The following is a 17,522-nucleotide window of genomic DNA, read 5'->3' on the forward strand; positions in this document are numbered from 1 at the left end:
CATGAGCGCCTCCGCCCTGCAAGCACTTTCCGCCCGCGCGCCGCGCAGCGACGGCGTCGAAGCACGCCAGCGCCTGCTCTACGCCGCCCTGGCGCTGTTCGCCGCCAACGGCTACGCCAAGACCTCGACCCGCGAGATCGCGCGCGCCGCGGGCGTGAACATCTCGGCCATCAGCTATTACTTCGGCGACAAGGCCGGCTTGTATGCCGCCACCTTCGGCGAGCCGATGGGCGGCAACGCGGGCGATTTCATCTCGCTCTATGCCGCGCCCGAGCTGCCGCTGGAAGAGGCGCTGCGGATCTTCTTCACGCGCATGATCGAGCCCCTCAAGCAGGGAGAGATCGTGCGCCAGTGCATCCAGCTGCACCTGCGCGAAATGCTCGAGCCGACCAGCCAGTGGGCCGAGGAGATGGAGCGCGACATCAAGGGCCCGCACAATGCCATTGCCCGGGTGCTGTGCCGGCGCCTGGGCCTCGCGCGGCCCGACGACGACGTGCACCGGCTGAGCTTTGCGATCACCGGCCTGGCGATGCAGCTTTTCGTGAGCCAGGACCTTGTCGAGGCGATACGCCCCTCCCTGCTGAACACGCCGCGCAGCGTGGACACCTGGGCCCAGCGCCTCACGGGCTATGCCGTCGCGCTGGTCGAGGCCGAAGCACTGCGCCGCCAAACCGCCGCCAGGCCCGCGGCCGCGCCTGCCCGTTCCGGGAGAAAGAAGACATGAGACGACTCCGATCGATTGCCGCCCTCTGCCTGACACTGGGCCTTGGTCTCGGCCTTGCGGGCTGCGGCCTGACGCGTCCGCCAGCCACGGTCGAGGCACCCTTCCCCGCGCGATGGCACGCGCCGCTGCCGCACGGCGGTTCGCTGGCGTCGCTGGCCGACTGGTGGCGCCAGCTCGACGACCCGCTGCTGGTCGAGCTCATTGCCGCGGCCGAGGCCGCAAGCCCCACTCTCGCAAGCGCCGCGGCGCGTGTGGCCGAGGCGCGTTCCACGCGCGTGCAGGCCGGCGCGGCGCTGCTGCCCAACCTGGACGCCACGGCCTCGGCGAGCCGCGGCGTCTCGGGCTCCTCCTTCGGCGCCGGCGGCGCGGCTTCCTCGTCCAGCAGCAGTACGGCCGCCGTCGCGCCGCTGACCACGCTGCAGGCCGGCCTGCAGTCCAAATGGGAAATCGACCTGTTCGGCCGCCTGCGCGCCGACCGCGATTCGGCCGAGCAGAAGTTCAACAGCGCCACTGCCAAGTGGCACGACGCGCGCGTGGCCGTCGCGGCCGAAACGGCCAACGCCTACTTCGCCGAACGCGCCTGCCAGCAGCAGCTGCGCGTGGCCGAGTCCGATGCCAGATCGCGCGGCGAAACCGCGCGCCTCACCGACCTGTCGGCGCGCGCCGGCTTCACCGCGCCGGCCGATGCAGCGCTCGCGCGCGCCAGTGCCTCGGACGCCTCGGGTCGCCTGACCCAGCAGCGCGCCCAATGCGCGGTTCAGCGCAAGGCGCTGGTGGCGCTCAGCGGCATCGACGAGCCCACGCTCGAACGCAAGCTCGCCGCCTCGCCCGCGCAGCGCACGCTGCCCGCGGTCGGCAGCATCGCCAGCGTGCCGGCCGAGGCGATCTCGCAGCGGCCCGACGTGTACGCGGCTGAGCTCGGCGTGGCGTCGGCCAGCGCCGATGTGGGCTCCGCCGAGGCCGAGCGCTATCCCAAGCTCAGCATCTCGGGCTCGATCGGCCGCATGCAGATCCGCACCAGCGGCTTCCGCGAATCGCTCGACACCTGGACCATCGGCCCGGTCTCGCTCACGGTGCCGCTGCTCGACGGCGGCGCCCGCGCGGCCAACAGCGACGCGGCCAAGGCGCGCTACACCGAAGCCGTGTCGCTCTACCGCGCGAACGTTCGGCAGGCGGTACGCGAGGTGGAGGAAGCGCTGGTCAACCTCGACGCCACCGACGCGCGCGCGGCCGATGCCGACGCCGCGGTGAGCAACTACCAGGCCTCGTTCGATGCCACCCAGGCGCGCTACCAGAGCGGCCTGGCCAGCCTGTTCGAGCTCGAGGATTCGCGCCGCACGCTCTTCGCCGCGCAGACCGCCCGCGTCTCGCTGCAGCGCGAACGCACCGAAGCCTGGGTGGCGCTCTACCGCTCGATGGGCGGCGGCTGGGCCCGCCCCGAATCGCCCTCAATGACTTCCAACCCGGCCGCCAAGGTCGCGACGTCGCCATGAAAAGAATCAAACGCTCCACCCTTGCCATCGCGCTGCTGGCGCTGGTCGTCATCGTCGCCGCGGCCGTGTGGCTGACCCGCAAGCCCGCGAACGAAGCCGGCACGCCGGCCGCCACCAAGGGCAAGGCGGGTGCGCCGGCCGCTCGCCCGACGCTGACGGTCACCGTCGCCAAGGCCGAGCCCACCGAACTCGCGCTCACGCTTGCGGCCAACGGCAATGTGGCGGCCTGGCAGGAGGCCAGCGTGGGCTCCGAATCCAGCGGCCTCAAGCTCGCCGAAGTGCGCGTGAACGTGGGCGACGTAGTGAAGAGGGGCCAGCTGCTGGCCGTGTTCTCGCCCGAGACGGTGCGCGCGGACATCGCGCAATCGCGCGCCTCGCTCGCCGAGGCCAGGGCCACCGCGGCCGACGCCGCGGGCAACGCGGCGCGCGCACGCACGCTGCAGGCCACCGGCGCACTGAGCCAACAGCAGATCAACCAGTACCAGACGGCCGAGCAGACCGCCAAGGCGCGCGTCGAGGCCGCCGAAGCCGTGCTCGCAGCGCAGGAAGTGCGCGGCCGCAACACGCAGGTGCTGGCGCCCGACGACGGCGTGATCTCCTCGCGCACCGCCACGGTCGGCAGCGTGGTGCCCGCCGGCACCGAGCTGTTCCGCCTGATCCGCCAGGGCCGGCTCGAATGGCGTGCCGAAGTCACCTCGGCCGAGCTCAGCCGCATTGCCGTGGGCACCACCGCCTTCGTGGTCAGCGCGAGCGGCGCCCAGGTGCGCGGCAAGGTGCGCAGCATCGCGCCCACCGTCGATCCGCAGACCCGCGCGGCGCTGGTCTATGTCGACCTGCCGAACGTGCAGCAGAACACCGGCATCAAGGCCGGCATGTTCGCGCGCGGCGACTTCGAGTTGGGGCGCAGCTCCGCGCCCACCGTGCCGCAGAGTTCCATTGTTCCGCGCGACGGCTTCAACAACGTCTTCGTGCTGCAGCCCGACAACCGCGTGGTGCAGCTCAAGGTGCAGACCGGCCGCCGCGTCGGCGAACGCGTGGAAATCACCAGCGCATTGCCCGAAGGTGCACAGATCGTGGTGCAGGGCGCCGGCTTCCTGAACGACGGCGACCTGGTGCGCGTGGTGGCGCCGCCGGCCCCTGCGGCCGCGGGCGCCCGGCCTGCCGCAGCGCCGGCCTCGGCCGCCGCGGGCGGCCAGGGCAACGGCGAAGCGAGGGCACGCCCATGAACGTCTCCGCATGGTCCATCCGCAACCCGATTCCGGCGGTGATGCTGTTCGTGCTGCTCACCTTCGGGGGGCTGCTGTCCTTCAACGCCATGAAGGTGCAGAACTTTCCGGACATCGACCTGCCGACCGTGACGGTCTCGGCATCGCTGCCCGGCGCGGCGCCTTCGCAGCTGGAGACCGACGTCGCGCGCAAGCTCGAGAACTCCATTGCCACGGTGCAGGGCCTCAAGCACATCACCACCAAGGTGCAGGACGGCGCCGCCACGCTGATCGTCGAGTTCCGCCTCGAGAAGCCGGTGCAGGAAGCCGTGGACGACGTGCGCTCCGCGGTGCAGCGCGTGCGCGCCGACCTGCCGGCCGACGTGCGCGACCCGGTGGTCACCAAGCTCGACTTCGCAGCCCAGCCGGTGCTGGCCTTCACCATCGCCTCGTCGCGCATGGACGCCGAGGCGCTGAGCTGGTTCGTGGACAACGACATCACCAAGAAGCTGCTCGCGCTGCCCGGCGTGGGCGCGGTGAACCGCGTGGGCGGCGTCACGCGCCAGGTGCACGTTGACCTCGACCCGGCCAAGCTGCAGGCATTGGGGGCTTCAGCGGCCGACATCTCGCGCCAGTTGCGCCAGGTGCAGACCGAAAGCGCGGGCGGCCGCATCGACCTGGGCGGCAGCGAGCAGCCGGTGCGCACACTGGCCACCGTGCAGTCGGCCGACCAGCTGGCCGACATGCAGATTGCGCTTTCCGACGGCCGCCGCATCCGGCTCGACCAGGTGGCGCGCATCAGCGACACCATTGCCGAGCCGCGCGCCGCGGCGCTGCTCAACGGCAAGCCGGTGGTCGGCTTCGAAGTGGCGCGCAGCCGCGGCGCGAGCGAGGTCGAGGTGGGCCGCGCGATCCAGAAGGCGCTGGCCGAACTGCGCGCGCAGCGCCCCGACATCGAGCTGACCGAGGCCTTCAATTTCGTCGAGCCGGTGGAAGAAGAGTACGAGGGCTCGCTGCACCTGCTGTACGAGGGCGCAATCCTGGCCGTGATCGTGGTGTGGCTGTTCCTGCGCGACTGGCGCGCCACCTTCGTCTCGGCCGTGGCGCTGCCGATGTCGGTGATTCCGGCCTTCATCGGCATGCACCTGCTGGGCTTTTCGGTCAACGTGATCTCGCTGCTCGCGCTCTCGCTGGTGGTGGGCATATTGGTGGACGACGCCATCGTGGAGGTGGAGAACATCGTGCGCCACCTGCGCATGGGCAAGTCGCCCTACGAGGCGGCCATGGAAGCGGCCGACGAGATCGGGCTGGCGGTGATCGCCACCACCTTCACGCTGATCGCGGTGTTCCTACCCACCGCCTTCATGAGCGGCGTGGCCGGCAAGTTCTTCAAGCAGTTCGGCTGGACCGCCTCGCTCGCGGTGTTCGCGTCGCTGGTGGTGGCACGGGTGCTCACGCCGATGATGGCGGCCTACATCCTGAAGCCGGTGGTGGGTGCCGAAAAGGAGCCGCGCTGGCTCACGGCCTACATGCGTGCCGTGGAGTGGAGCACGCACCACCGCTTCAAGACGATGGTGCTCGCCACCCTCTTCTTCTTCGGTTCGCTGGCGATGATTCCGCTGCTGAAGACCGGCTTCATTCCGCCTGACGACAACTCGCAGACGCAGATCTACCTGTCGCTGGCGCCCGGCTCCACGCTCGCGCAGACCACCGCGGCCGCGGAGGAAACGCGCAATCGCGTGATGAAGATCGACCATGTGCGCAGCGTCTACACCACCGTGGCCGGCGGCAGCGCGGGCGGCGATCCGTTCGCCAACTTCGGCACGCCCGAAACGCGCAAGGCCACGCTCACCATCAAGCTCGACGAGCGCGGCGACCGTCCGCGCAAGCAGGTGATCGAGAACCAGATCCGCGCCGCGCTCGAAACGCTGCCCGGCGTACGCAGCACCGTGGGCCTGGGCGGCTCGGGCGAAAAATACATCCTCGCGCTCACGGGTGAAGACCCCGCGGCGCTGGCCAGCGCCGCCAGCGCGGTCGAGAAAGACCTGCGTACGGTGCCCGGCCTCGGCAACATCACTTCCACTGCGAGCCTGATCCGCCCCGAGATCGCCGTGCGCCCGGACTTCGCGCGCGCCGCCGACCTGGGCGTGACCAGCTCGGCCATCGCCGAGACGCTGCGCGTGGCCACGCTGGGCGACTACGACCAGGCGCTGGCCAAGCTCAACCTCGCGCAGCGGCAGGTGCCCATCGTGGTGAAGCTCGAGGACTCGGCGCGGCAGAACCTCGAACTGCTCGGCCGCCTCTCGGTGCCCGGCGCGCGCGGCCCGGTCATGCTGAGCCAGGTGGCCTCGCTGACGATGGAAGGCGGCCCGGCTGTCATCGACCGCTACGACCGTTCGCGCAACGTCAATTTCGAGATCGAGCTCTCGGGCGTGGGCCTGGGCGACGCCAAGACCGCGGTCACCGCGCTGCCCTCGATCCAGAAGCTGCCGCCCGGCGTGCGCGTGACCGAGGTGGGCGACGCGGAAGTGATGACGGAGCTGTTCAACAGCTTCGGCCTCGCGATGCTCACGGGCGTGCTGTGCATCTACATCGTGCTGGTGCTGCTGTTCAAGGACTTCCTGCATCCGGTGACGATCCTCTGCGCGCTGCCGCTGGCGCTCGGCGGTGCCTTCGTGGGTTTGCTGATCGGGCAGAAGGCGCTGTCGATGCCGTCGCTGATCGGCCTGATCATGCTGATGGGCATTGCCACCAAGAACTCGATCCTGCTGGTGGAATACGCCATCGTGGCGCGCCGCGACCACGGCATGAGCCGCTGGGACGCGCTGCGCGACGCCTGCCACAAGCGGGCACGGCCCATCATCATGACCACGCTCGCGATGGGCGCCGGCATGCTGCCGATTGCCGTGGGCCTGGGCACTGCCGATTCGAGCTTCCGCTCGCCGATGGCGATGGCGGTGATCGGCGGATTGATCACTTCGACCGTGCTGAGCCTCCTGGTGGTGCCGGCGGTGTTCACCTACGTGGACGACATCGAGCACTGGATGCGGCGGACCGTGCGCAAGCTGCGGGGGCAGCCGGCCGATCCGCATATCGATGATGATCTGGTGGAGAGGCCGGCTGGTTGATTCTGTTCTCTCGCTCTTTGTGACGCTGACCGGCGTTTGCTTCCCGAGGCCGGGATATCCGCCCGGCGGCGGACTTACTTTCTTTTGCTTCGCCAAAAGAAAGTAAGTCGCCCGCCGGGGCGAGACCCGGCCCCGGGAAAAAACAGCAATCTCAGGCCGCCAGCCTCGCCAGCTTGCGTTCACTCATCCGCTTGGCAACGCGCGGCAGCACCAGCACAGCCACGATGACGACCACCAGCGTGATCGACATCGGCCGCTGGAAGAACACCGAGGCACTGCCCTCCCCGATGGACATCGCGTTGCGCAGCTGCGCCTCGGCCAGCGGCCCGAGGATCATGCCCACCACCACGGGAGCGGTCGGAAAGTCGAAGCGCCGCATCGCCACGCCGAGCAGGCCGATGCCGTAGAGCAGGAACAGGTCGAATGCACTCTGGCGCATGCCGTAGGCCCCCACCGTCGCAAAGATCAGGATGCCGGCGTAGAGCTGCGGCTTGGGAATCTTCAGCAGCTTGACCCACAGGCCCACCATCGGCAGGTTCAGCACCAGCAGCATCACGTTGCCGATGTAGAGCGAAGCGATCAGCGCCCACACCAGCGCAGCCGACGTGGTGAACAGCTGCGGTCCCGGCTGGATACCGTAGTTCTGGAACGCGCCGAGCAGGATGGCGGTGGTGTTCGAGGTGGGGATGCCAAGCGTGAGCAGCGGGATCAGCGCCGCCGTCACCGTGGCGTTGTTGGCGGCTTCGGGGCCGGCCACGCCCTCGATGGCGCCCTTGGTGCCGAACTCGGCCCTGGCGTCCGCGTCCTTGGCCAGCTTTTTTTCCGTCGCGTAGCTCAGGAAGGTCGGAATCTCGGTGCCGCCGGCCGGAATGCAGCCGAACGGCGTGCCGATGGCGGTGCCGCGCAGCCATGCCGGAATCGAGCGCTTCCAGTCGCGCGCCGTCATGTGAACGCGGGTCAGCTTGTTCTGGTCCTCGACCACCTTGCCCTCGTAGAGCACGGCGTACAGCACCTCGGCCACCGCGAACAGGCCCACGGCCACCAGCACGATCTCGATGCCGTCGAGCAGTTCGGGAATGCCGCCGGTGTAGCGGCCCTGGCCCGAGATCTGGTCCAGCCCGACGCAGCCGGCCGCCAGGCCGATGAACAGCGCCGTCATGCCGCGCAGCGTGCTCTTGCCGAGCACCGCGCTCACCGTGGTGAAGGCCAGCAGCATCAGCAGGAAATACTCGGGCGGGCCGAGCTTCACGGCGAACTCGGCCACGAACGGCGCGAACAGCGTGACGATCACGGTGGCGATGGTGCCGGCCACGAAGGAGCCGATGGCGGCGGTGGCAAGCGCCGCGCCCGCCCTGCCGCTCTTGGCCATCTTGTTGCCTTCCATCGCCGTCACCATGCTGGCCGTTTCGCCGGGCGTGTTGAGCAGGATGGACGTGGTCGAGCCGCCGTACATGGCGCCGTAGTAGATGCCCGAGAAGAAGATCATCGAGGCCGTGATGTCGACCTTGCCGGTGATGGGCAGCAGCATGGCCACCGCCACCGCCGGGCCGATGCCCGGCAGCACGCCCACGGCCGTGCCCAGCGCGCAGCCCACCAGGCACCAGAGAAGATTGACAGGGGTGATCGCCGCGGCGAAACCCGTCATGAGTGCGTTGAAAATGTCCATGTCAGGCCTCCCGCCGGGCCGCCCCAAGGCAGGCCTGCGCCCCCTCGGGGGGCAGCGAATACACGAAGTGATGAGCGTGGGGGTTCATGTCAGATCCAGCCGGTGGTCGTGAGGCCCGGCAGGTTGATGGCCAGGAACTTGGTGAACATCCAGAACACGGGCGCCGAGATGAGCGCGCCGGTCAGCAGGTCGATGGCCCAGGTGCGCGGCTGGTTGGCCGAGGGCTGGCCGCTCGCGCGGCGCAGGCCCTGCACCGCCAGCACGTAGCACAGCGTGCAGCTCAGGATGAAGCCCAGCGTGGTGATCAGCGCCGCATTGAGCAGCAGGCCGGCCGACACCCAGACGAAGCCCGGCCAGTAGGCGTGCTCCGCGCCCGAGGGTGCATCGAGCTCGCGAAAGCCGCCGGTGCGCGCCTCCCAGAGAATCCAGCCGCCGCACAGCGTGAGCACGCCCGACACCAGCCAGGGCAGGAAGTTGGGGCCGACGCCGCCGTAGCCGGCCTCGGAGGAAATGCCGATGGCGCCGAAAGCCAGCGCCAGGCCGGTCAGGAACACGCCGATGCCGACCAGCGTTTGGGGCCAGATGGCCGTCGGTGGCGGCGCGGCCGAGGAGTCTGGAGTTGTCATTTTTTCTCTCGGGATGTGGAACTGGATTTGAAAACGGCACGCTGTCGTCTCTTTCGAGGACAGCGCGCCGTGTGGCGGCCAGTGGTGCGCGCCGGGTTCAGACCATGCCGGACTTGGCCATGATGGCGCGCAGGCTCGCGAAGTCGTCGTCGACGAACTTGGCAAAGGCCTCGCCCGAAAGCACGGCCGGCGTCCAGTCGTTCTTCTTGAGCGACTCGGCCCACGACGGACTCTTCATGGCGGCCAGCACCATGTCGGTCAGCGCCTTGCGCTGCTCGGCGCTGATGCCTGGGGCGCCGTACACGCCGCGCCAGTTGCCGATCTCCACGTCGATGCCCTGCTCCTTGAGCGTGGGCACGTTGATGCCGGGCAGGCGCTGGGCCGACGTGACCGCAATGGCCTTCATCTTGCCGGCGGCAATGTACTCGGCGAACTCGCTGTAGCCACTGCCGCCGATCGTGACGTTGCCGCCCAGGATGGCCGCGGTGGCCTCGCCGCCGCCGCGGAAGGCCACGTAGTTGATCTTGGACGGATCGGCACCGACCTTCTGCGCGATCATGGCCGCGGCGATGTGCTCGGTGGAGCCGCGCGAACCGCCGCCCCACTTGACGCTGCCCGGATCCTTCTTGAGCTGCTCGACCACGTCCTTCATGGACTTGAAGGGCGAGTTGGCCGGCAGCACGAACACGTTGTATTCGGTGGTCAGGCGCGCGATCGGCGTGGCCTGCGAGAGATTGACCGGCGGCTTGCCGGTGATGATGCCGCCCAGCATGACGGAGCCCATCACCATGAGCGCGTTCGGATCGCCCTTGGAGCCGTTCACGAACTGGGCCAGGCCCAGTGCGCCGGCGGCACCGCCCTTGTTGTCGTAGGTGACCGTGTCGGCCACCTTGGCTTCGGTCATGGCCTTGCCCAGCGCGCGGCCCGTGGTGTCCCAGCCCCCACCCGGGTTGGCCGGGATCATCATCTTGACGTTGGCAGCGGCGCGTGCCGACAACGGCAGGGCTCCGGCGGCGGCCAGCGCGGCCAATGACTTCAAAAAGGTGTCGCGACGCATCGTTGTCTCCTGAGAACTAAAGAAAACCTGACTTGAACCTGAGCCGCTATCATGCGCCGCCCTGCTGTCAGTTGGCTGTCCACCGGACTGGGGAAAACACCGAAGTACCATTCCCCCACCACACCCCATGAAGCTGCTGCTGGTCGAAGACGATCCCTCGATGCAGGTCACCCTGCAGCGCGCCCTCGCCCGCAGCAGGATCGACGTGCGCATCTGCGGCGACGGCGCGCTGGCCGTCCAGCAGTGGCGAGAGCTGGAGCCCGACGTGGTGGCGCTCGACCTGAGCCTGCCCAACCTCGACGGCCTGCAGGTGCTGGCCCAGGCGCGCGCCGCGGGCCTGCGCACGCCCGTGCTGCTGCTCACGGCCCGCGGCACGGTGGGCGACCGCATCATGGGCCTGAACGCCGGCGCCGACGACTACCTGCCCAAGCCCTTCGACCTCGATGAGCTGGAAGCGCGCATCCGCGCACTGCGCCGTCGCCACCAGAATGCCGGCGCCGACGCGGGCCCGAACCCGCAGGAAGTGGGCGGGCTGCGCTTCGAGCCCGAGAGCGGCGCCATCTATCACAAGAGCGGCATCCTGGAGCTCACGCCGCGCGAACTGGCGCTGCTCAAGGCGCTGATGATGAAACCCGGCCATGCGGTGAGCAAGGAGCGGCTTTTCGAACTCGTGTTCCCGGGCGAGACCGATGTGCAGTACGAGGCCATCGAAGTGGTGGTGTATCGGCTGCGCAAGAAGCTCGCAGGCACCGGGGCGGCGCTGATGACGCTGCGCGGGCTGGGCTACCTGCTGCGCGCCGAGCCATGAAGGCCGCCTTGTCGCTGCGCGCGAGGCTGCTGCTGGGCATTCTCGCGCCGGTGGCGCTGTTCATCGTGATCAACAGCGTGAGCCTGTACCGCCAGAGCCTGGCCGCGGCCACCACGGCCTACGACCGCACCCTGCTCGCCTCGGCCAAGACCATCGGCGAGCAGCTCGACGTGGAAGGCTACGACGAGCATGCGCGGCTGCGCGCGATCGTGCCCTATTCCGCGCTCGAAGCCTTCGAGGCCGACAACCGCAGCCGCCTTTTCTACCGCGTGTCGGCGCTCGACGGCGAGATGGTCTCGGGCTTTGCCGAACTGCCGTTCTGGCGCGGCCGCATCCCGGACCGCGGCGCCTATGCGGCGCTGGTCGATTTCTACGACGCGCGCTTTCGCAACCAGCCGGTGCGCATGGCGGTGTTGCTGCAGCCCGTGGCCAGTGGGCACGGCCGCGGCATGGCCGTGGTGCAGGTGGCCGAGACGCTGGAACTGCGCGAAACCCTGGTGCGCAAACTGCTGGTGGACATGCTGTGGCGCCAGTTGCTGCTGATGGGCGTGATCGCGCTGGTCACCGTGCTGGTGGTGCAGCGCGCCACGCGGCCGGTGCGTGAGCTCGGCGAAGCCATCGAGAAGCGCGCCGCCGACGACCTTTCCCCCATCGACGCGCCCGATGCGCCGCGCGAGCTGCGCCCGCTGGTCGACGCCACCACCGAGGTCATGGGCCGGCTGCAGCGCCTGCTCGACCACCAGAAGCGCTTCGTGCGCGACAGCGCCCATCAGTTGCGCACGCCGCTCGCGGTGCTCAAGGCGCAGGTGCAGTCGGCGCGGCGCGGCGACGTGCCGCCCGAGCAGGCGCTGGGAGAGATCAGCCAGACCGTGGAGCGCGCCACCACGCTCGCCAACCAGATGCTGTCGCTCGCCAAGGTCGAGCAGCTGCGCCAACAGCCTGAATCGATGCCGCTGGAGCTTGGCGAGGTGGTGCGCCAGATTGCGCTGGACCTGTCGCCGCTGATCGCCGACAAGGCGCTCGACTTCGAACTGGCCATCGACGCGCCCGTGACGGTGCGCGCGCACCGATGGATGCTGCAGGAGCTCACGCGCAACCTGCTGCACAACGCCATCAAGCAGAGCCCGCGCGGCGGCGCCCTTTCGGTGATGGTTCGCTCGGACGGCCCGGAAGCCGTGCTGACGGTGCGCGACCAGGGGCCGGGCATTGCAGCCGAACTGCGCCAGCGCCTGTTCGCGCCGTTTTCCGCCGGCGACACGGCCAGCGGCTCGGGGCTGGGCCTGGCCATCTGCCGCGAGATCGTGCTTGCGCTCGGCGGACGCATCAGCCTCGACAACCGCGGCGCGCAGGAAAATTCCGCACACACGGTCGGCCTCGATGCTGTCGTGCGCCTGCCCGTCTACCGCCACAATTCCTGAACCTATGGATCGCCTGCGCATCGACAAATGGCTCTGGGCCGCCCGCTTCTTCAAGACGCGCTCGCTGGCTGCGGACGAAATCGGCAAGAACCGGGTGCAGGTCAACGGCGACATCGCCAAGGCCTCGCGCGAGGTCAAGCCGGGAGACACGGTGGCCATCCGCCTGGGCGCCGTGACGCGAACCGTCATGGTGCGCGGCCTGAGCGGCCAGCGCGGGCCAGCGCCGGTGGCGCAGCAGCTCTACGAAGAAACGCCCGAAAGCATTGCCGCGCAGGCGGCCCTGCGCGAGCAGCGCCGCATGGGCAGCGAGCCGGCGCTGGCCATCGAGCAGGGCCGGCCCACCAAGCGCGACCGGCGCGAGCTCGACGGCGCCGCTCGGCATGCCGAATGGGACAGCCGCTGGAGCGCTTCCATCGATCCGGACGACAGCGAACGCTGACCGGGCCCCGATCGCGTACGCTGCGTGCTTTTGCACGGAGTCCGGATTCATGGCCAGCTTCAAGAAATACCGCGCCGACAGCAAGTTCAAACTCTCGCAGGTGGACCCCGGCGAATCTCCGTTCCTGGACGGCAACGAAGCCGCCCAGCTCGCCGAGATCGACGCCCTGGCCATCGAGCTCGACGAGATGCAGAACCTGCTGCATGCCGAGGGCCGCCGCAAGGTCCTGCTGGTGCTGCAGGGCATGGACACCAGCGGCAAGGACGGCACCGTTCGCTGGGTGTTCTCGCGCACCTCCCCGCTGGGTGTGCGCGTCACCGCCTTCAAGGCACCCAGCGACGACGAGCGCGCGCACGACTACCTCTGGCGCTGCCATGCAGTGGTGCCGCGCAGCGGCGAGATCGCGGTCTGGAACCGCAGTCATTACGAGGACGTGCTGGTGCCCGTGGTCGAAGGCTGGATCGACAAGGCCGAGACCCAGCGGCGCTATGCGCAGATCAACGATTTCGAGCGCCTGCTCGTCGAGACCGGCACGGTGATCGTCAAGTGCATGCTGCACATCGACAAGGACACGCAGCGCGAACGCCTGCAGGCGCGCATCGACACGCCCGGCAAGCAATGGAAGTTCAATGTGGGCGACCTCGAGGTGCGCACCAAGTGGAGCGCCTACCAGCAGGCCTACGACAAGGCACTGCGGGCCACCTCGACCGAGCACGCGCCCTGGTACGTGATACCGGCCAACAACAAGCGGCACCGCAACCTGATGATCGCGCGGCTCCTGATGAAGATCCTGCGGCAGATGAAGCTCAAGGCGCCGCCCGCCGACCCCGCGCTCAAGGGCATGCTCATCAAGTGACGAGCGCCCGCGCCGTCAGGAGGAGCGCCGGACGGCCGACTGGCCCAGCACGCGGCACTTGCCGAATTCGCAGCGCACGGCCCAGGCCGTGCCGTTCGAGCAGGGCACGCTGTACGACTCGTAGCCCGGGCCCTTGGCCGTGAGCTCGGCGCGCGGCTGGATGCTGCACTGCCCGGCCTTGGCAAGCACTTCGGCGTTGTAGGTGTCGACCCCGGTCCTGCGCGGCGCGAGCACCACTTCCGGGTTGAAGGCATGTCCGTAGAAGGTGTCGCGCACGTTCGGGTCGAGGTTGCGGTAGCCGCGCTTGGCCATGCAGTGCACCACGGCGATCTGCTGGTGCTCGGCAACCAGCTCCGCGCTGGGCCGGTAGGACATGTCGATCACCGCAGCCGAAATGCCGGTGTACGAGGCCGCAGCCACGATGCCCTGTCCATGCACGGTGATCAATCCCAGGCCCAGCGCAAGCCACATGGCGTCGCCGGTTTCGCTGCGCGCGGTGATCCGCATCGCGGCCGTGCGGCAATCGGCCACGTCGCTGTCGTAGCGGGCCCGGTCCACGCCTTCCATGGCGACCATGGGCACGTAAGACAGCCCGGTTCCGGTGCCGGGTTGGGTCGGCGTGGGCGGCGTGCTGGCGCACCCTGCCAACGCAACAACGGCGCACACGATGCTCAGCAGCAGCTTCATGGAGATCCCTCGTCCTCTTCGCGATAGTTCGGGCGATTTAACCATACAGATGGTTACTTTTGAGCCTGCTTTGTCGCGAAGTTGCGACGAACGAGTTGCTGAGTGCTTTCTGCTGACAGCGGAAGAGCGCCTCTTCTACCTGGATCGCGTGGCCGTGCGGCGCTTGCCGGCCGCCGCGGGGCGAAGCGACTCGAAGGCCTCCGCCAGCGACAGCACGCGGCCGCAGTTCACCGCCTGGTAGCCCGGCAGGCGGTTCACGGCGCTCTGGTAGGCCTCGCTCTGCAGGATGTCCAGCATCCGCCGCACGATCGGCGCGGCAAGCGAGCGCTCCTCGCACAGCAGGAAATAGCGCTCCACCTGGTTGGAGATGAAGTCGAGCTTGAACTGGCGCGCCGGCGTTTCCACGCCGTAGCCCGCGTCGGCCATGCCGCTGGCCACGAAGGCCGCGACGGCCGCGTGCGTGAACTCGCACTGCTCGTAGCCCTTGATGGCTTCGGGCGCGATGCCCTGCTCGCGCAACTGGAGGTCGAACAGATAGCGTGTGCCCGAGCCCGCCTGCCGGTTGATGAAGCGGACATCGGGGCGCGCCAGGTCGGCCAGCGTGTAGATCTTCTTCGGGTTGCCGGGCGCCACCATCAGGCCCTGGTGCCGCGTCGCCATGCCGATGACTTTCTGCGTATCGGCGTTGAGCCAGGAACCGTAGTGCGCGACGGCTTCGGCCTCGAACGCGCCCAGCGGCACATGGAAGCCCGCCACGTCGCAGCTGCCGTGGTGCAGCGAGGCCACGGCTTCCTCGCTGCCGCAGTAGCGCAGGTCGCCCGGCACCTGCGCCGCGGCCAGGAAGCCATGCAGCGCCTCGATGGCGAAGCCATGGCTCGCGTGGATGCGCAGCAGCGTGGGCGCGGTGGGAATCAGCTTCTCGATTTCCGCGCCCAGTTCGGAGGCCAGCGAATCCAGGAGCGGCGACAGGCGCGCGGTGATGCGGCGGTCGGCCCACACCAGCTTTTCACCCAGTGGCGTGAGGCTGGAACCCTTGCCGCGCTGCATCGCCACCAGCGGCTGGCCGAACATGGCTTCGCCCTGCCGGATCAGCTCCCAGGCGTGGCGGTAGGACACACCGGAAACGGTGCAGGCGCTGGACAGGCTGCCGTGCTCCAGCACCTGCACCAGCAGTTCGATCACCCGCGGCGCCAGCGCCGCGCCGTCGGCCTGGCGGATGGTCCATTGCGGCCTGATGTGCACTTCATGCATGAGTTTCGGCTTTCCAAAGCATATTTATTGGGCTGAACGCCTCATATTGTGGCATTCGATGCCTCTCCATAGACTCGCGCCACCACGGTATTGCAGCTCCAACATTAGGAGATTCAAAGCATATGAACAATCTGGGCATCGCGGCATCCATCGCCGCTGCGCACAAGGACACCCCGGGCGGGCTGCTTCCTGCGCTGCACGGCATCCAGGACGCGCTGGGGCATGTTCCGCCCGACGCCGTCCCCCTCATCGCCGAGCAGTTCAACCTGTCGCGTGCCGAGGTGCATGGCGTGGTCAGCTACTACCACCACTTCCGCTCGGCCCCGGCAGGCCGGCTGCTGGTGCAGGTCTGCCGAGCAGAGGCCTGCAAGGCCATGGGTGCGGATGCGCTGCTCGCGCATGCCGAGCAACGCCTGGGCTGCGGTGTGCACGGCACGTCGGCGGACGGCCAGTACTCGCTGGAGCCGGTGTTCTGCCTCGGCCTGTGCGCCTCGTCGCCCGCCATCGCGGTGAACGATGAGGTGCATGCGCGCATCACGCCGGCACGGTTCGACGGCATCGTCGAGGAAGCGCGGAGCGCCTCATGACCACCACCGTCTATGTCCCCCGCGACTCCGCGGCGCTGGCGGTCGGCGCCGACCGGGTGGCCCGGCAGATCGCGGCGCAAGCCCGTGCACGCAACGCCGATGTGCGCATCGTGCGCAACGGTTCGCGCGGCCTGTTCTGGCTGGAGACGCTGGTCGAAGTGGCCACGCCGCAAGGCCGCGTGGCCTACGGCCCGGTCACGGGTGCCGACGTCGCCGGCCTGTTCGACGCCAGCTTTCTTTCGGGCGGCGCGCATGCGCTGAACCTGGGCCTGACCGAAGAGATTCCGTACCTGAAGAAACAGGAGCGCCTGACCTTCGCCCGCATGGGCGTGACCGATCCGGTGTCCGTGGCCGACTACGAGGCGCACGAAGGCTTCGCGGGGCTGCGCCGCGCGCTCACCCTCGCACCGGCCGAGATCGTGCAGCAGGTGCTGGACTCCGGCCTGCGGGGCCGCGGCGGCGCCGCATTTCCGGCCGGCATCAAGTGGAAGACCGTGCTGGCTGCAGAGGCGCCGCAGAAATACATCGTCTGCAATGCGGACGAAGGCGACTCGGGCACCTTCTCGGACCGCATGACGATGGAAGGCGATCCGCTGATGCTGGTGGAAGGCATGGCCATCGCGGGCCTTGCGACCGGCGCGACCGAGGGCTACGTCTATGTGCGCTCGGAATACCCGCATGCCATTGCCACCATCAACGAGGCCATCCGCCATGCCGAGCAAGCCGGCTTCCTGGGCGACGACATCCTGGGCTCGGGCCGCAGCTTCCGCCTGACCGTGCGCAAGGCGGCCGGCGCCTATGTGTGCGGCGAGGAAACCGCGCTGCTCGAAAGCCTGGAAGGCCGCCGCGGCATCGTGCGCGCCAAGCCGCCGCTGCCGGCGCTGCAGGGCCTGTTCGGCCAGCCGACCGTGATCAACAACGTGATCACGCTGGCCTCGGTGCCCCTCATCCTGGCGCGCGGCGCGGACTTCTACAAGCACTACGGCATGGGCCGCTCCCGCGGCACGCTGCCGTTCCAGCTGGCCGGCAACATCAGGCATGGCGGCCTGGTCGAGAAGGCCTTCGGCCTGAGCCTGCGCGAACTGCTCTACGACTTCGGCGGCGGCAGCGCGAGCGGCCGGCCGATCAAGGCGGTGCAGGTGGGCGGTCCGCTGGGCGCCTACGTGCCCGAATCGCAGTGGGACCTGCCGCTGGACTACGAGGCCTATGCCGCCGTGGGCGCGGTGGTCGGGCACGGCGGCATCGTGGTGCACGACGACACGGCCGACATGTCGCAGCTGGCCCGCTACGCGATGGAATTCTGCGCGATCGAGTCCTGCGGCAAGTGCACGCCCTGCCGCATCGGCTCCACGCGCGGTGTGGAAGTGATCGACAAGATCACCAGCAACCAGAACCGGCCGCAGCAGGTCGTTCTCCTGCGCGACCTGTGCGACACCATGCTGCACGGCTCGCTCTGCGCCATGGGCGGCATGACGCCCTACCCCGTGCTGTCGGCCATCAATCACTACCCCGAGGACTTCGGCATCGAAGCCCCCGACCGCGCCGCAGCCTGACCGACGAGACGAACAGAGGAGACA

Annotated in this window: 15 protein-coding genes; 10 read left to right on the plus strand and 5 right to left on the minus strand. The window is 68.9% G+C overall.

The features are described 5' to 3' along the window. The first annotated feature begins 1 nt into the window (after position 1). Genes IB278_RS08555 through IB278_RS08570 form a run of 4 tightly spaced genes read left to right on the plus strand, consistent with a single transcriptional unit; the run spans position 2 to position 6,550 of the window. Positions 2 to 724 carry a CerR family C-terminal domain-containing protein gene (locus IB278_RS08555; protein WP_192323212.1) on the plus strand — a complete coding sequence of 241 codons (723 nt, stop codon included), beginning with the start codon at positions 2 to 4 and terminating at the stop codon, positions 722 to 724. Further along, positions 721 to 2,217: an efflux transporter outer membrane subunit gene (locus IB278_RS08560; protein ID WP_192323213.1), complete on the plus strand. Its 1,497-nt coding sequence runs from the start codon at positions 721 to 723 to the stop codon at positions 2,215 to 2,217. The genes IB278_RS08555 and IB278_RS08560 overlap by 4 nt, the downstream gene beginning before the upstream one ends. Continuing rightward, the gene (locus IB278_RS08565) at positions 2,214 to 3,443 is read left to right on the plus strand and encodes an efflux RND transporter periplasmic adaptor subunit (RefSeq protein ID WP_192323214.1); all 1,230 of its coding nucleotides are present in this window, start codon (positions 2,214 to 2,216) and stop codon (positions 3,441 to 3,443) included. The genes IB278_RS08560 and IB278_RS08565 overlap by 4 nt, the downstream gene beginning before the upstream one ends. Further along, the gene (locus tag IB278_RS08570; protein WP_192323215.1) at positions 3,440 to 6,550 is read left to right on the plus strand and encodes an efflux RND transporter permease subunit; all 3,111 of its coding nucleotides are present in this window, start codon (positions 3,440 to 3,442) and stop codon (positions 6,548 to 6,550) included. Before IB278_RS08565 ends, IB278_RS08570 begins: the two co-directional genes overlap by 4 nt. 151 nt (positions 6,551 to 6,701) lie before the next feature. On the opposite strand, the gene IB278_RS08575 is transcribed toward IB278_RS08570, so the two are convergent. The 3 genes from IB278_RS08575 to IB278_RS08585 form a co-directional block, all read right to left on the minus strand. Further along, entirely contained in the window at positions 6,702 to 8,216 is a 1,515-nt protein-coding gene (locus IB278_RS08575) for a tripartite tricarboxylate transporter permease (RefSeq protein WP_145745145.1), read from the minus strand. Between the two features lie 89 nt (positions 8,217 to 8,305). Continuing rightward, positions 8,306 to 8,842, minus strand: a complete 537-nt coding sequence (locus tag IB278_RS08580; RefSeq protein WP_145745143.1) for a tripartite tricarboxylate transporter TctB family protein — start codon at positions 8,840 to 8,842, stop codon at positions 8,306 to 8,308. A gap of 97 nt (positions 8,843 to 8,939) precedes the next feature. Beyond that, positions 8,940 to 9,899: a tripartite tricarboxylate transporter substrate binding protein gene (locus IB278_RS08585; protein ID WP_145745141.1), complete on the minus strand. Its 960-nt coding sequence runs from the start codon at positions 9,897 to 9,899 to the stop codon at positions 8,940 to 8,942. 127 nt (positions 9,900 to 10,026) lie between these two features. On the opposite strand from IB278_RS08585, the gene IB278_RS08590 reads away from it, so the two are divergent. Genes IB278_RS08590 through IB278_RS08605 form a run of 4 tightly spaced genes read left to right on the plus strand, consistent with a single transcriptional unit; the run spans position 10,027 to position 13,420 of the window. Continuing rightward, a complete protein-coding gene (locus tag IB278_RS08590; protein ID WP_145745140.1) occupies positions 10,027 to 10,707 on the plus strand; it encodes a response regulator transcription factor in 681 nt (226 codons plus the stop codon). Continuing rightward, positions 10,704 to 12,125, plus strand: coding sequence for a sensor histidine kinase (locus tag IB278_RS08595; RefSeq protein ID WP_145745138.1), 1,422 nt, complete (start codon positions 10,704 to 10,706; stop codon positions 12,123 to 12,125). The genes IB278_RS08590 and IB278_RS08595 overlap by 4 nt, the downstream gene beginning before the upstream one ends. Before the next feature lie 4 nt (positions 12,126 to 12,129). Continuing rightward, positions 12,130 to 12,564: an RNA-binding S4 domain-containing protein gene (locus IB278_RS08600; protein WP_192323216.1), complete on the plus strand. Its 435-nt coding sequence runs from the start codon at positions 12,130 to 12,132 to the stop codon at positions 12,562 to 12,564. Between the two features lie 49 nt (positions 12,565 to 12,613). After that, positions 12,614 to 13,420, plus strand: coding sequence for a PPK2 family polyphosphate kinase (locus IB278_RS08605; RefSeq protein ID WP_192323217.1), 807 nt, complete (start codon positions 12,614 to 12,616; stop codon positions 13,418 to 13,420). 15 nt (positions 13,421 to 13,435) lie between these two features. On the opposite strand, the gene IB278_RS08610 is transcribed toward IB278_RS08605, so the two are convergent. Together IB278_RS08610 and IB278_RS08615 are read right to left on the minus strand one after the other, a co-directional pair. Further along, positions 13,436 to 14,107, minus strand: a complete 672-nt coding sequence (locus IB278_RS08610; RefSeq protein ID WP_145745135.1) for a hypothetical protein — start codon at positions 14,105 to 14,107, stop codon at positions 13,436 to 13,438. Between the two features lie 135 nt (positions 14,108 to 14,242). Next, the gene (locus IB278_RS08615; RefSeq protein ID WP_145745132.1) at positions 14,243 to 15,358 is read right to left on the minus strand and encodes a substrate-binding domain-containing protein; all 1,116 of its coding nucleotides are present in this window, start codon (positions 15,356 to 15,358) and stop codon (positions 14,243 to 14,245) included. 122 nt (positions 15,359 to 15,480) lie between these two features. Between IB278_RS08615 and IB278_RS08620 the strand changes: the two genes are divergently transcribed. Both IB278_RS08620 and IB278_RS08625 read left to right on the plus strand, forming a co-directional pair. Then, positions 15,481 to 15,945, plus strand: coding sequence for a formate dehydrogenase subunit gamma (locus tag IB278_RS08620; protein ID WP_145745130.1), 465 nt, complete (start codon positions 15,481 to 15,483; stop codon positions 15,943 to 15,945). Continuing rightward, entirely contained in the window at positions 15,942 to 17,498 is a 1,557-nt protein-coding gene (locus IB278_RS08625) for a formate dehydrogenase beta subunit (protein WP_192323218.1), read from the plus strand. Before IB278_RS08620 ends, IB278_RS08625 begins: the two co-directional genes overlap by 4 nt. Positions 17,499 to 17,522 lie beyond the last annotated feature (24 nt).

The sequence above is a fragment of the Variovorax sp. VRV01 genome, assembly GCF_014852545.1.
GTDB lineage: Bacteria > Pseudomonadota > Gammaproteobacteria > Burkholderiales > Burkholderiaceae_C > Variovorax > Variovorax beijingensis_A.

What these genes read in the sequence shown, in the direction of transcription:
- IB278_RS08560 (WP_192323213.1), top strand. Translation starts at nt 721, where the DNA reads ATGAGACGACTCCGATCGATTGCCGCCCTCTGCCTGACACTGGGCCTT.
- IB278_RS08625 (WP_192323218.1), top strand. Translation starts at nt 15,942, where the DNA reads ATGACCACCACCGTCTATGTCCCCCGCGACTCCGCGGCGCTGGCGGTC.
- IB278_RS08575 (WP_145745145.1), bottom strand. Translation starts at nt 8,216, where the DNA reads ATGGACATTTTCAACGCACTCATGACGGGTTTCGCCGCGGCGATCACC.
- IB278_RS08570 (WP_192323215.1), top strand. Translation starts at nt 3,440, where the DNA reads ATGAACGTCTCCGCATGGTCCATCCGCAACCCGATTCCGGCGGTGATG.
- IB278_RS08585 (WP_145745141.1), bottom strand. Translation starts at nt 9,899, where the DNA reads ATGCGTCGCGACACCTTTTTGAAGTCATTGGCCGCGCTGGCCGCCGCC.
- IB278_RS08595 (WP_145745138.1), top strand. Translation starts at nt 10,704, where the DNA reads ATGAAGGCCGCCTTGTCGCTGCGCGCGAGGCTGCTGCTGGGCATTCTC.
- IB278_RS08615 (WP_145745132.1), bottom strand. Translation starts at nt 15,358, where the DNA reads ATGCATGAAGTGCACATCAGGCCGCAATGGACCATCCGCCAGGCCGAC.
- IB278_RS08610 (WP_145745135.1), bottom strand. Translation starts at nt 14,107, where the DNA reads ATGAAGCTGCTGCTGAGCATCGTGTGCGCCGTTGTTGCGTTGGCAGGG.
- IB278_RS08605 (WP_192323217.1), top strand. Translation starts at nt 12,614, where the DNA reads ATGGCCAGCTTCAAGAAATACCGCGCCGACAGCAAGTTCAAACTCTCG.
- IB278_RS08555 (WP_192323212.1), top strand. Translation starts at nt 2, where the DNA reads ATGAGCGCCTCCGCCCTGCAAGCACTTTCCGCCCGCGCGCCGCGCAGC.
- IB278_RS08590 (WP_145745140.1), top strand. Translation starts at nt 10,027, where the DNA reads ATGAAGCTGCTGCTGGTCGAAGACGATCCCTCGATGCAGGTCACCCTG.
- IB278_RS08565 (WP_192323214.1), top strand. Translation starts at nt 2,214, where the DNA reads ATGAAAAGAATCAAACGCTCCACCCTTGCCATCGCGCTGCTGGCGCTG.
- IB278_RS08580 (WP_145745143.1), bottom strand. Translation starts at nt 8,842, where the DNA reads ATGACAACTCCAGACTCCTCGGCCGCGCCGCCACCGACGGCCATCTGG.
- IB278_RS08620 (WP_145745130.1), top strand. Translation starts at nt 15,481, where the DNA reads ATGAACAATCTGGGCATCGCGGCATCCATCGCCGCTGCGCACAAGGAC.
- IB278_RS08600 (WP_192323216.1), top strand. Translation starts at nt 12,130, where the DNA reads ATGGATCGCCTGCGCATCGACAAATGGCTCTGGGCCGCCCGCTTCTTC.